A 13,576-nucleotide genomic window follows, 5' to 3' on the forward strand; every position below is an offset into this window, starting at 1 on the left:
GACAAAATAACGCAAAAATAAATTCGAGTTCAAGCATTAATTTTTCCCGGATTTCCATATAAATCCGTCTAAGAGATAATGGGTAAATTGTGGAACACTTAGTAATGGAACCGCAAAAAACTCCCAGCCGGAGAAGTTTATCGCTGTAATGTTTTCATTCCACACAAAAATTTCCCAAAGAAATTCTTCTGTAAAAGCGATAAACAATAGAATTGCTGCATAAATAACAATCCCTCTGTACTTTTTAAAATAACGCAAAACACCCAATTCTAAGTCTGTTTTACCATCTATTTCTTTAAAATAAACTAGTGCCATATATGGAATTCCATGAGAAACTACATTAAGCAATGTAAAAATCAAGTCATTATCAAAATAAACAATCCCAAAATACCAGGAAAGTGCCGTACCTAACACAATGGCGTTTTTAGGAATATTAAAAAATCTTCTTTTCAAACTGTATCTCAAAGTATAGACTATATATATCAAAAAAACACTAATGTAAATCCAAAATGCAATTGATAAAATCAACTCATTATGAAAATGAAAAAATTCGTTTTCAACAAACCAATTGAATTTTCTTGGAGATGATAAAAACCAATACAACATAGGATATCCTGTCGAAGAATAGATTGCCAGATTATCTATACAGACAGATAATGAGGTTTTTTCTTCCTGTCTTGCATATAGGCGCATAAAACCATATTGCTGTCTAATGAAATGATAAACGGCAACATAAGCTAAAAATGACCAAAATATAATACTGCCAAAAGCAAAAAGAATAAATCCAATCAAAAAACATAACAGAGGCAAAACCGTTAGCAGCTTCTTTCTTTTCTCAAATTCTTTTTTTACAAAATAAGTTTTGAACAATGTGGCATAAACATGTGCAACATCTATAAAAACGATTAAAAAAAGCCATGTATAAAATGAATATTTATTCTCAATTTCAGACAAAAAATCCTGAAACAGAAAAATAACCGCCAGCACAAAAAAGGATGGCCCGATTATAAAAAAGAAATCTGTCTTAAATTTATGAATCCAGGGCTGTCTCATGTAAAATCTGATTTATAACATTAATTCCGTGATGAAAAGCTTCTTCAAAAACAGATATTCCTGACAAATCAGTGTGAGCAAAATACACTAATTTTTCAATATTTTTTGATGCTTGCTTTTTGCTTTCGCCAAATATAAAACCCGGAACGGGGCTAATCATTCCGTGACCTAAAACAAAGACATTCATTTCTTCTGTAACACTTTCAATATCGGGATGGGCAATTCTTAAATCGTCAAATACCATCTGTTTCCAGTACTCTGTTTTCTTTTTATAAATTTCTTTTCTTATTTTTTTTAAATCAGGACCAGAAAAGCTATAATAATAAGTAATTACTTTTTTATTCTGAATCTGATTTAAAGATTGATGCTGATCGTAAACATAACCCAATCCTTTTGATCCATAAATGACGTTATCCCAAGATAAGGGAAAACTAAAATTATCCGATAAATCAGAAACAACGAGTGTTGCCAAAAGCCATGGAGTATAATGAAAATCAGTTGTAAACTGTTTCCTGTTTTTTATAATATATTGATTTACAAATTGCGGTGTGGCCATTATTACTTTGTCAGCAATAATTTCAACAGAGGTCTTTTTGCTGTTGTCAAAAATTTTAGCAATTATCTTTTTATCCTTGATTTTAAGATCGTAAACCAAATGGTTTTTTAATGCTTTGTCTTTAGAATATTTCCTTAAATGGGTTGCCAGTCTTGCATTCCCTTCAGGCCATGTTAAAACGCTGTCTTTTTTGTCAGATGTCGCATCTTGTTTTCGTCCGGCAAAATAATGAATTCCTGCCCAGGCCGAAACATATTCAATTCCTAGTCCAAAATCATCTTTACAGCAATAATCGATATAATTATACAAAGGTTCTGATTTGAAATTATTTTTTCCGAACCATTCTTTCATCGTTATTTTGTCTAAATTTCTGGTGTTTTGGTCTGCAGAAGAAAGGTAAAGCGGAATATCAAACAAGAACTTTCCGTCTTTGCCTTTTGCAATTCTAAAAGCATCCATCTGTTTAAAAAAAGCTTTCAGTTCTAAGTCCTGCTCAATTGTATTTCCTTCTTTAGGAACCACTCCTTCCTGCCAGCTGTTTTTATAAAATAAACGTTCATTAGGAGCAAAAGTAAGCTGAAGCTCATCAAATACAGGAAGTTTATTGGCATCATACCCAACTATAATCTTTTCCTCTTCTAAAAAATTTAATAATTCTTTATCGTGAAAATTAGGCAAAGGCAAATAATGAGCCCCTAAAGGATATTTTGAATATTGATTCTCACCATTTGAAGAATTCCCACCTAAATGACTTTCTAATTCAACCAAAATAAAATCAGAAATCCCTTTTTTTGTTAACTGGCGTGCTGCACTCAGTCCAGATATTCCTCCACCGACAATAAGAAAGGAAGTCCTTTTTTGAGAAGTTGGTTCGGGAAAATCCTTAATCCATAATTTATGTCCCAGAAGATGTTTGGTCCCGGATAAGCGTATCATTAAAACTGCAACTTTATCAGTACAAAACTGCAAAAAAGGAACCAGCAATAATGATGCTGTAATCCCTTTTATAAAATTCCTTCTTGATTTATTGCAATTTTCCCCACTCTTCATCAAAATAGCGTACTAATATTTGGTTATCCAGACGATTAATCTCAATTTGATTTGAAATCATGTCATTGGTAAAATAATTAAATCTGTCAAATTGATAATTATAGAATTTCAACCCGGGTGCCTTTCGGTTTACGTCATTAAAAGTCACTCCGAAACCGTTTACTGCAATCGTATATCCCCATTCTCCAAAAGACGGAACATAAGCATGATAAGCATCAACTTGCGGAAAAACCTGCATCACTGTTTTATTGATACACCAAAATGATTTTGGTGCAAAATAAGGAGAAGTGGTTTGTATCACAACAGCGGCATCTGGTTCTAAAATTGTTTTTATTGTCTGGTAAAAATTTAATGAATATAACTTTCCTAAACTGTAATTGGACGGGTCCGGAAAATCAATAATCGCAACGTCAAATTTTTCTTTGCAGCTCTTTGCCCAGATATAAGCATCTGTATTAATAACAATAACTTTTTTATTATTAAGGGAGTTTTGATTAAATCCTGTCAATATTTTATTGGTCTTAAAAAGCCTGGTCATTCCTTCATCTAAATCGACTAAAGTTACTTTTTCAACCTCTTTATATTTTAGGATTTCACGCACAGCCAATCCATCTCCTCCACCCAAAACCAAAACACTTTTTGCACTTTTTGCAATAGACATTACCGGATGCACCAAAGCCTCATGATAACGGTATTCATCGGCTGAACTAAACTGAAGATTGTTGTTTAAATATAGTCTGTAATCGCTTTTATTATGTGTTAAAACAATACGCTGATAGGGCGTTGAATTGGTATAAATAATATTTTCTCCATATAATTTGCCTTCTGAATAGGATAAAATATTTTCAGAAAATATAAAAACAACCAAAAGCAGCAAAAATGAAAATATAGCTTTTGTCTTTAAGAAATAACTTCTTTTTAATTGGGATTTTAAAAGAAAACACAAGACAATTGCAATACTGATATTAATCATTCCGAAGAATAAGGAAGTTCCCATTATTCCTAGTTTGGGAACTAATATTAAAGGAAAAAGTATGGATGCCAGCAAGGCTCCGATATAATCAAAAGTAAAAACATTTGAAACCAAATCTTTAAACTCAACCTTGTCCTTTAAAATATTCATTAACAAAGGAATTTCCAGTCCTACCAAAAAGCCCGTTACAAAAACAAGCAGATATAATATAAACTGAAAAGATGCTACGCTCTCAAACAATAAAAATAAAATTACTGAGCTTAAACCTCCTATTAAACCAACCAGAATTTCGATTTCAACGAAAGTATTCAGTAGGTTTTTATTGAAAAATTTAGAAAAAAAAGAGCCTATACCCATCGAAAATAAGTATACACCAATTATAAACGAGAATTGTTTTACTGAATCGCCCAGCAAATAACTTGCAAGAGTCCCTGCAACAAGTTCGTAAACAAGTCCGCAGGTTGCAATTACAAATACAGCAAAAAGTAAGAGGAATTCAAATCTTAAAAATTTCTTACCCATGAATTGCGGCACTAATAATCATTGCAATTCCAATGATAAACGCTGCCAAAACAATAGCAACTGCAACATTATTTTTTTCTACAACCTCTTTCCAGGTATTTTCCGGTGTAATTTTTTCAATTATAAAATAACCTACTAAAAGAATAACAATTCCTAAAAAAGAATAAATAATCGAATTGACTATTGGCTGTGCATGTATTAATTCCATATTTGTTAAATGTTTTATTTATGATAAAAGCGGTTATATGACGTGCGGCTTCCTGCCGAGCTAAATTTTTCTGTAGTTTCACAATCGCAGATTCGGTTTCCTGCCAATGCAAAATAAATATAACACCCAAAGCAAAAGAGACCAATTAAGATCGGAGCGAGATTGTTATACATAAAATCTGTAATTTTTTTCATTCTTTTATTCGTTAAAAGGAGAATATGAACTGTCTGACCATCTGTCTTTTTCAAAAGTGCTTTTAAAAAATCTTATAACACAAAATACAACAACCATAAAAATAACAACCAGCCAGACATTTCGGTCAGAAGGCTGATTCCAAACTACATTTACTTTCAATCTATCATTATTAATATCTTCAGGAGCTTTTAGCGGCGTTATCAAAAGATGGTATTTTCCAGCTTTTACTCCACAAATATTAAATTCCTCAGACTGATTGCCTTCTGTCCATGATTCGCCGTCAGAGTAACCATGATAATATTCTATATCCTTATTGGTATAAATTTCATCACCGTTATCTTCATTTACCAATGCAATATTTACATTGGCCCATGAATTATCTACATCTGTTGAAACACTAATTGTCATTGGAGCCGATGCCCCATTTAGAATAAAAGAATCGCTTGTAATTTCTTTATTATCAAATTCACTATATCTTATTTCTTTATAAAACACATTTTGTTCGGCCTGATTTTTATAAATGTACCAGTTTGCTGTAATAATCAACAATGCAAAAATGCAAAAAATGACAGCCGTATTGGTAATATCAAATTTATAAGGCTGAATCATATTTACACCGTTCTGATAAGGCAGTGTTATATTTGGAAAAGCTTTTTTTATTTCACTCTTTTTAATGTATTCTCCATAAAAAGCTGTTTCAACGCCATCCATTCTTTCAACTGAAATAATAAAAGGCGGTCTTATATATTCAACAAGGTGAATCAATTTATTTTGAGGAAGCTGAAAATCAAAAAATCCCTGGGCATTTACAATTTCAGCATCTGAATATTCAAAAATATTATATTCTTTGTTTTCATATTCCAGAATCAAAGGATGTTTTTTTACTTCAAAAGTTACATCCATTTCCGTCAGCAGCATCCAGTGCCCATTCGAAAGAGAAAGATAAATAAACTCTCCAGCCTCATTTTGCAGAATAAACTCCGTCCAGGAATAATCAGGATGAACATTTTTTCTCAAAATTCCGGTGATTTTATATTCGCTCCCTTTCAAAAAACCAACCTCGCCAATATGCAGCGGATAATCATCCGGCATCTTTTTATACTGAGATTTTCTACGAAATTTACCTTCATCGTCAAGAGCATATAAGCTATGACATTTCGGACAGACAAAATTCACAACATCAAAACCAACTTCTAATTCGGTTACGGTATCACAGCTGTAACAGGGAATCTTCATCTTTTATCGGTTAATTTCAAAATCCTTAATAATTTCTGCATCAAAATAAGCAATATAATCAGCCATAACATCGCGCACTTTTTGTGAATTATCCTGCAGATAATTGCACAAATAAACATCCAAAGTTAGCTGATTGTATTCTGGCCAGGTGTGTATACAAATATGCGATTCTTTGAGGCAGAATGAAATAGTAAAACTATTGTTTTCAAAATCATGTACAACTACTCCAACCTTCTCAAGTTCATATTTATTTAAAATGGAATTGGTAATATCAACAAAACCCTGACTATCTGTAAGTTTAGTGATTTTATCAACATGTAAAGTAACCAGTTTATGCAATCCTGGCGAATAAGGCGGTAAATCCATCAAATTTTTTGTATAACACAGAGGCCAAATATATAATAATTTCTGTAATAAAATAATCTTAAGAATGGCATTTTAAGCGTAACTTTTCAGAGCTATGTATTTGCTTCTTTATATGCTTTGAGCGGCAAAAATCATTTCGTTTTTATTTATAATTCTCAAAATCAACTTCTCCTTTCTCAAACAATTCAGCCTTTTCTAAAATCGAATTAATCTGAACCAGACCATCCTGATTATTCTCAGCCATTATAAATGCAAAACCCCAAATATCTTTAGAAACAGTAAATTTTCCAACTTCAGAATCATATGTCATCAGAACCTCATCGTTCATCCACAAATCAAGGATATCAATCATTTTTGGATTTATTTCGCTGATTGCATTGATAAAATCAGAAAGGAATGTTTCGTTTTCAGCCCCGCTAAAAATATCTATTAAAAGCTCTTTCGATTGATAACCCGGACGAAAGTAATATCTGTAAAAATTATCCATTATTCTTGTATCCTTTTATAATGATAACCCAAATTATAAGAAGATCCGGCTCCAATAATAAGTAAAAGTGCACCCGAATTATCGTAGGCATAATTTACCATAAGACCATTATTTTTTGACAGTCCAATTCTGGTTTTGTGATGCGTATAGCCTCCGGCAAGATATGGAATCCCGTTGCGTTTCAGGAATTTGTTGTCAAGATAAAAAAGCCCACTTCTTAATTTTCCGCCCAAATCAACACTGTCGATTTTCACATTATTCTTTTGGGTTATAAACCTTATTCTGTTTATGTCTATTATTTTTACAGTAACCGAATATTTATCGGAATAATCATATTTTTTATCTTTAGTTGAAACAAAATAATTGAGATTGAATGTTTTTTTAGAATCTTCAGAAGTGATTGACTGTGGCTGTCCTTTTTTGTCATATTCCAAATCCGGAAATAACTCATAAGTTCCTTCTAATTCTTTTAAATCATTTTCTTTTAAAGAAACTTTGTCTTGCCTGATCATTCTGTCTGAAAATGAGGCGCAGGAGGTCAGGACTAAAAAATATAAGAAGAAAAGAATTGATTTCATAACAATCTGATTTATATCTAAAGTATGGTTTAATTTTTACACTTATAGATTTGATTGATTTTAATTGTTTTTAATAAATTTTCTCTTATTTCACAACCTTAATTTTATTCGGTTTGCCCATGAATATAGATATAATCTAATTTTCCTGAACCATTGTCAAAGAAATTAATTTCTTTGATATTTTCTATATTCTTCCATCTTATAACATTTCTAGGACTATTAAAATCCGGTTCTGTCAATTTTAACCCTAATAACTCAATTCCCTCAACACTAGTGTCGAACTCAGAGACATTATAAATTGTAATCCAGTCAGCTTTATCATTAATAAAAACGACTTCATATTTACTTTTTTTATAAATCAATTTATCACAACCTTTATCTTCACAAGGAGTATCTGATGGCCTTATTTTTTCTTCATTTTCAGCTTTACCCAAAACTTTTTCAACTTGAGTCTTATTTTTCCCAACAATACTTAAAATATTTATTATGAGTTCTTTTTTTACGGGGTCTTCTGCATTCTCCTTTAAAGGAGTATCATTAATTTGAACTTTTTTAGAGTTATCACAAGATGAAAATATTAATAGTAACAATAGAAAGGAGATAGATTTTTTCATTTTATACGTTTTTTATGTTTATAGAATTCAAATTTACTATTACAGTAAATATTATTTTATGGTAATCCATAATTCTGAAAATAAGAATGTAATTTATAGCTCTTATTCAAATACTAATTAAGTATAAACGCTTGTTTTAAATTGTGATAAAAAAAACCGCAACTTCATAAACATGAAATTGCGGTTTTTAAATACGCAGAAAGGAAGGGATTCGAACCCTCGATACAGTTACCCATATACTAGCTTTCCAGGCTAGCTCCTTCAACCACTCGGACACCTTTCTATTTTGGTTTGCAAAGAACACAAAAAAAACTGAGTTAGAAAATATTTTTTGCCACGAATTTCACTAATTCTTCACTAATTTTCTTATTCTCAAAAAAAAATCTGTAATTCGGGTGAATTTGAGCAATTTGTGAGACCTTACTTTTTACATACTTTTTCTAAATTCTTCCATAAATAGCTTTACAGCTTTCTTTTGGTAGGCTCCTTCTATTGTTAACATAAATGAATCCCTTTGCGTGGTAACTCCCGTAATATTTATTGCCTTTATATTATTCCAGCCTTGTAAAGCTTTCTCAGTTACAATTGTAGCCCAATAATCACTGTCGTCTACCAATCGCAACAAAGCATGAACCGCATTTAATTCGATAGAAACTTTGGGTTTCATATTATTTTTCAAAAACAATTCATCTAAAAATTCTCTCGAATTAAATCCTTTTACAGGCAATATAAGCGGAAGATCTTCAATTTTTTTAAAAGAAATCTTATCCAAAGCAGATAAAGAGTGCTTTTTTGATACAGCGAGAACTAATTTTGAAGTAAACAATGGCACTTTTTGAAATGGAAGCTCAATTTCGTTGGATGAAATGACCAAAACAAGATCTAATTCGTTGTTTAATAATTTTTGTTCCAAAGGTTCGGTCGTACCATATTCGACAACAATTTTTAAATGTGGATATATTTTTGCAAACAAATTTACTACCGGCAAAACCAAAAGTCCAAAAATATAAGTAACCCCAATTCGCAATTCACCGCCAATCATTTCGTTCAAATCATCAATCGCCTGTTTGCCGCTTTGCACATTTTCAATAATTTGTTTGGCATGAATCAGAAAAACAGAACCGGCTTCTGTGAGCTGCACTTTTTTTCCAATCCTTACAAACAAAGGCATTCCGAGTTCTTCCTCCAGTTTTTTTATTTGCTGCGAAAGTCCGGACTGAGTTACAAAACATAATTCGGCAGCTTTTGTAAAATGCAATACCTCAGCAGTTTTGATAAAATATTCGAGTTGATAAATTTCCATATCGATAAGTTTTAATACTCATTATCAGTAAAATTATTAATTTTTCTAATGAAATCATAATTCCGACCTTTGTATTAAATATTTAAGGTTATGTTTAAAGCGTTAAAATCAAAAAACTTCAAGCTCTTTTTTTATGGTCAGTCTGTGTCGGTTATTGGTACCTGGATGCAGAAAACGGCCGTAAGCTGGATGGTTTATAGTATCACCGGCTCTGTATTTTTACTGGGATTGGCGACTTTTTTAAGTATGATTCCGTCGTTATTTTTAGCGCCTTTGGCCGGAAGTATAATCGGGCGTTACGACAGACACCGTGCCATGATGGTTTTGCAGTCTCTTGCCATGCTGCAGGCGGGTGCTTTGGCTCTGCTGATTTATCTCAAAATATACAATATCAACTTTATTCTGGCATTAAGCTTAATTCAGGGAATTATCAATGCTTTTGACATGACCTGCCGCCAAACCATGATGATCGATATTGTTAATGATAAGGAAGATCTGCCAAATGCTGTCGCACTAAACTCAACGTTAAATAATTTTGCCCGAATTGCCGGTCCTGCTCTGGCCGGAATTATTCTGCATCAATATGGAGAGGACATTTGTTTTATTGGCAATTTCCTTAGCTATATTCCTGTGCTGGTTTCATTATTAATGATGAAAATTACTCCGCATATCAAGGCAAAAGATAAATTTAAAATGCTCGAAGATTTTATTGAAGGTTTTGATTATGTGAAAAAAGAAGCCGAAATGGCCAAAATGCTTTTGATGCTTATGTGCAGCAGTTTATTTGTAATCTCATTTAATACTTTAATGCCTGTCTTTGCAAAAGATATTTTTAGCGGAAACGCCCAGACTTTTAGCTGGTTTGAAAGCGCTGCAGGAATTGGTTCTATTTTATCAGCAATTTATCTGGCTAATCTTAAAAGAGCTGATAATATGGGCAAAATAATGATTGCTGCAAGTTTATTACTGGGTTTTAGCATAATTATATTAGCATACTCAAATAGCCTCACGGTCGCACTTATTTGCATGGCTTTGAGTGGCGTAGGAATGATGGCACAAACCTCATCGATAAACATTTATATTCAGACTCAAAGTGCTGTAAATATGCGATCAAGAAGCATAAGTTATTATTTAATGGCTTATCAGGGAATGATTCCTGTGGGAAGTTTAATTATAGGATATATTTCTAATTCGCTTGGCGTAAGAACAACTGTTGCAATTCAGGGAATTATTTGTATTATTTCGGTGATAGTATATGTTTATTACAAAAGACATAGTCATGAAGAAGAATTGGAGACTTGCACAATTGAGTACAAAAATCCTAAAATTTAAATTCCAAATTCCAATTATCCGTAATCTTGTCATCCTGACAAAACTGCGTCTCTTTTGCTTTTCAAAATGACCTTATATTACTTATCTGGTGGAAAAACTTATAATGAAATTTCTCCACGCAAAGCCGTTTCAAAAACATCTTTGAATTCGTTTTGCGGAATATTATGCCCTAGCAGATACATTAATTTAGTAATTGCGGCTTCTGTAGTAATATCTTTGCCAGAAATAACTCCTAGTGATTTTAAGGCTGTACTGGTTTCGTATTGACCCATATTGACACTACCGCCGGAACATTGTGTTACATTTACAATGTGCAGGCCTGATTGGATTGCTTTTTCAATTAATTTTAAAAACCAATCTTCGGTTGGGGCATTTCCTGATCCGTAAGTTTCCAGAATAATCCCTCGCAAACCTTGGGTTGACAAGATCGAAGCCAACACAATTTCGCTCATTCCCGGAAACATTTTTATAATCGCTACCTGATTATCCAGGTTTTTATGAACAATTAGTTTAGCGTCTTTTTTTATTGGAAGAAATAAATGCGAATTGAGTTTCAAGTGTACACCAGATTCTACCAATTCAGGATAATTTGGTGCGGTAAAAGCTCTAAAATGTTCTGCATTTACTTTTGAAGTCCGGTTTCCACGGTATAATTTATATTCAAAATATAGACAAACTTCATGAATTACGGGTTTTCCGTCTTCCTGAAGCGAAGCAATCTGAATAGCGGTAATAAGATTTTCTTTTGCATCGGTACGCAAATCACCAATTGGCAATTGTGATCCTGTAAACACAACCGGTTTGGCCAAATTCTCCAACATAAAGCTCAATGCAGATGCCGAATAAGACATTGTATCTGATCCGTGTAAAACCACAAATCCGTCAAAATCGCTATAATTTTCCTCGATAATAGTGGCAATCTTTGTCCACATTTCGGGATTCATGTTTGAGGAATCAATTGGATTTTCAAATGAAACAGTTTCTATTTCGCAATCCAATTGTTTTAGTTCAGGAATCTTTTGCAATAATTTGCTAAAGTTGAATGCCTTAAGCGCGCCGGTCTCAAAATCTTTGCTCATACCGATGGTTCCTCCGGTATAAATCAACAATATTTTAGGCTTAGACGACATCCTGATATTTTAATTTATTGACAACAGGATTGGCATACATTGACAAAAACCCTTGTCTCGTAACAGGATTATCGCTGCCAATACGCATTTCTAAACGACGCTCAAACAGCGATTTTTCATTTTCTTTATATAAATGCGAAAATTTATCGGTTTCGTTTAGAATATCGTAAGCAATAAAATTTGTTGGCCATAACTGATAATTCTTCAAAATACTATCATCAATTACCTGTGCCAAAGCCTGAACTTGTTTGTTGGTATTGTCATTTTCTGCTACAATCTGATCAATTTCTGTATCCAGAACATCTCCGACAGATATATGTATTCTTTTTTTAGTTCCCATGATACCACTCAAAATGGTCATGAAATCTTCATTTTTTTCTTTTATATAAATCTCATTGTTTGCTTCTGCCATCAATTGCGGCATTTTGAGAACATCTGTAGGATCGTATTCATACGAAATAGATACCGGAACGATTTTTAATTTCTTAAAATAATCCATTAGATTGGCTTCATCAGATCCCATTCCGATCATTTTAAGCACACCCGGATTGGTTTCGTCGTTTCCATCTTTGGTACGGCCTTCTCTTTGTGCAATCCAAACCGATCTGTTTTCGCGAAGCAATAACTGCCCCATATATTCGGACAATAGTTTAGAACTCTGCAACATTTCTCTTGGTGTCAACCCTCTCAAAACCAAAAAGTTTCTGTTTAGTTTTGCCAAAGTACTCAAAAATGCTTTTTTTACCAGATTATCACCAATTGCCGATGCCGTCATGACCAAGCCATGTTCAAACAAAGAAACGTTTAATAAGGTCGTATCTAATAGAATATCTCTGTGATTGGATATAAAAAGGTAGGAAGTATTTTTCTCCAGTTTATCAAAACCTGAGGTTGTAAGCCCTTCAGAACTTCTTTCCAGGACTTTTTGAATGGTATTATAAATAAAATTGCATTGAAAATCACGAATAGAGTGTGTTTTCTTAAGCTGATCTTTCCAAACTTCGTCTTCTAATTCCGGAAAAGTAAAGTTCATCATGGCTTTCATCATCGGATGATTGACTACATTATGAAGTGCTTCATTTATTTCGGTGTCATAAAACGGTCTAATAGCATCAAATTTCTGCATTATTTTTTATTTATTTAGGTGGGCAAAAGAACAAAAAAAAAACCAAATTAAAGTAACGATTTCGTTAAATACCAAAAACGTCTTTTGAGTTTTGTGTTGTAATTGCTGCTATTTCTTCTTCAGAAACATTATATATATCAGCCAGTTTTGCAATCACATTCACCAAATAACTACTCTCGTTTCTCTTTCCTCTATACGGAATTGGCGCTAAATAAGGCGAATCTGTCTCCAAAACAATGTGTTTTAAATCGATTTGGTTCATGAACTGATCGATCTTTCCGTTTTTAAAAGTTACTACTCCTCCTATGCCTAATTTCATTTTATAGGAAATTGCCTGCTGTGCTTGTATTAAAGTTCCGGAAAAACAATGAAAAATCCCAAATAAATCTTCAGATTTTTCTTCTTCAAGGATTTCAAAAATTTCATCAAAAGCTTCACGGCAATGAATTACGATTGGCAATTTGTATTGTTTTGCCAATTGTATTTGTTTTCTAAAGGCTATTTGCTGTTCTTTAAGATGCGTTTTATCCCAATACAAATCAATTCCGATTTCTCCGACGGCGTAGAATTTTCTTTTGGCCAATTCGGTTTCAACATGTTTTAATTCCTCCAGATAATTATCTTTCACGTAAGTGGGATGCAAACCCATCATTAAAAAGATATTTTCCGGATAATTTTTTTCTAAATCATACATTGACTGCGTTGCGGCGGCATCTATTGCAGGAATAAAAAAACGTGTGATTCCGGCATCGATAGCACGCTGAATCATTTCGTCACGGTCCTGATCAAATTCTTCTGAATATAAATGAGTGTGTGTGTCTGTAATAATTGTTGTTGAATTCAATGG

General features: G+C 32.8%; 15 protein-coding genes and 1 tRNA gene. 1 reads left to right on the top strand and 15 read right to left on the bottom strand.

Annotated features, from left to right (window positions below):
* Positions 1 to 36: 36 nt before the first annotated feature.
* The 12 genes from JOD96_RS19310 to JOD96_RS19365 all read right to left on the bottom strand — a co-directional run bounded on the left by JOD96_RS19310 (position 37) and on the right by JOD96_RS19365 (position 9,141).
* On the bottom strand, positions 37 to 1,053 hold the full coding sequence (locus JOD96_RS19310) for a hypothetical protein (RefSeq protein ID WP_209565858.1): 1,017 nt from the start codon (positions 1,051 to 1,053) through the stop codon (positions 37 to 39).
* The gene (locus JOD96_RS19315; RefSeq protein ID WP_209565859.1) at positions 1,031 to 2,659 is read right to left on the bottom strand and encodes an NAD(P)/FAD-dependent oxidoreductase; all 1,629 of its coding nucleotides are present in this window, start codon (positions 2,657 to 2,659) and stop codon (positions 1,031 to 1,033) included. The genes JOD96_RS19310 and JOD96_RS19315 overlap by 23 nt, the downstream gene beginning before the upstream one ends.
* Entirely contained in the window at positions 2,634 to 4,154 is a 1,521-nt protein-coding gene (locus JOD96_RS19320; protein WP_209565860.1) for a polyamine aminopropyltransferase, read from the bottom strand. The genes JOD96_RS19315 and JOD96_RS19320 overlap by 26 nt, the downstream gene beginning before the upstream one ends.
* The gene (locus JOD96_RS19325) at positions 4,147 to 4,362 is read right to left on the bottom strand and encodes a DUF350 domain-containing protein (protein ID WP_116753594.1); all 216 of its coding nucleotides are present in this window, start codon (positions 4,360 to 4,362) and stop codon (positions 4,147 to 4,149) included. Before JOD96_RS19325 ends, JOD96_RS19320 begins: the two co-directional genes overlap by 8 nt.
* Before the next feature lie 14 nt (positions 4,363 to 4,376).
* Positions 4,377 to 4,556 (bottom strand): hypothetical protein, encoded by a 180-nt coding sequence (locus JOD96_RS19330; protein ID WP_209565861.1) that lies wholly within the window; start codon positions 4,554 to 4,556, stop codon positions 4,377 to 4,379.
* Positions 4,557 to 4,560: 4 nt separating this feature from the next.
* Positions 4,561 to 5,793, bottom strand: coding sequence for a DUF4178 domain-containing protein (locus tag JOD96_RS19335; protein WP_209565862.1), 1,233 nt, complete (start codon positions 5,791 to 5,793; stop codon positions 4,561 to 4,563).
* A gap of 3 nt (positions 5,794 to 5,796) precedes the next feature.
* The gene (locus JOD96_RS19340) at positions 5,797 to 6,159 is read right to left on the bottom strand and encodes an S-adenosylmethionine decarboxylase family protein (protein ID WP_209565863.1); all 363 of its coding nucleotides are present in this window, start codon (positions 6,157 to 6,159) and stop codon (positions 5,797 to 5,799) included.
* A 142-nt stretch (positions 6,160 to 6,301) separates the two neighbouring features.
* Positions 6,302 to 6,646, bottom strand: a complete 345-nt coding sequence (locus JOD96_RS19345) for a hypothetical protein (RefSeq protein WP_209565864.1) — start codon at positions 6,644 to 6,646, stop codon at positions 6,302 to 6,304.
* Complete coding sequence (locus tag JOD96_RS19350; RefSeq protein ID WP_209565865.1) at positions 6,646 to 7,224, bottom strand: hypothetical protein; 579 nt, start codon at positions 7,222 to 7,224, stop codon at positions 6,646 to 6,648. The genes JOD96_RS19345 and JOD96_RS19350 overlap by 1 nt, the downstream gene beginning before the upstream one ends.
* Positions 7,225 to 7,328: 104 nt before the next feature.
* A complete protein-coding gene (locus JOD96_RS19355) occupies positions 7,329 to 7,838 on the bottom strand; it encodes a hypothetical protein (RefSeq protein ID WP_209565866.1) in 510 nt (169 codons plus the stop codon).
* Between the two features lie 196 nt (positions 7,839 to 8,034).
* Positions 8,035 to 8,121 (bottom strand) — tRNA-Ser (locus tag JOD96_RS19360).
* Between the two features lie 144 nt (positions 8,122 to 8,265).
* Entirely contained in the window at positions 8,266 to 9,141 is an 876-nt protein-coding gene (locus JOD96_RS19365) for a LysR substrate-binding domain-containing protein (protein WP_209565867.1), read from the bottom strand.
* Positions 9,142 to 9,231: 90 nt separating this feature from the next.
* Here JOD96_RS19365 and JOD96_RS19370 point away from each other — a divergent pair, with 90 nt between their 5' ends.
* On the top strand, positions 9,232 to 10,473 hold the full coding sequence (locus JOD96_RS19370) for an MFS transporter (protein ID WP_209565868.1): 1,242 nt from the start codon (positions 9,232 to 9,234) through the stop codon (positions 10,471 to 10,473).
* A 98-nt stretch (positions 10,474 to 10,571) separates the two neighbouring features.
* Here the strand turns inward: JOD96_RS19370 and JOD96_RS19375 are convergent, their stop codons facing one another.
* The 3 genes from JOD96_RS19375 to JOD96_RS19385 all read right to left on the bottom strand — a co-directional run bounded on the left by JOD96_RS19375 (position 10,572) and on the right by JOD96_RS19385 (position 13,573).
* Entirely contained in the window at positions 10,572 to 11,603 is a 1,032-nt protein-coding gene (locus JOD96_RS19375; RefSeq protein WP_209565869.1) for an asparaginase, read from the bottom strand.
* The gene (locus JOD96_RS19380; protein ID WP_209565870.1) at positions 11,593 to 12,729 is read right to left on the bottom strand and encodes a 1-acyl-sn-glycerol-3-phosphate acyltransferase; all 1,137 of its coding nucleotides are present in this window, start codon (positions 12,727 to 12,729) and stop codon (positions 11,593 to 11,595) included. The genes JOD96_RS19375 and JOD96_RS19380 overlap by 11 nt, the downstream gene beginning before the upstream one ends.
* Positions 12,730 to 12,793: 64 nt before the next feature.
* Entirely contained in the window at positions 12,794 to 13,573 is a 780-nt protein-coding gene (locus JOD96_RS19385; RefSeq protein ID WP_245188454.1) for a TatD family hydrolase, read from the bottom strand.
* Between the last annotated feature and the right edge of the window lie 3 nt (positions 13,574 to 13,576).

It is taken from the genome of Flavobacterium sp. 1355 (genome assembly GCF_017833415.1).
GTDB lineage: Bacteria > Bacteroidota > Bacteroidia > Flavobacteriales > Flavobacteriaceae > Flavobacterium.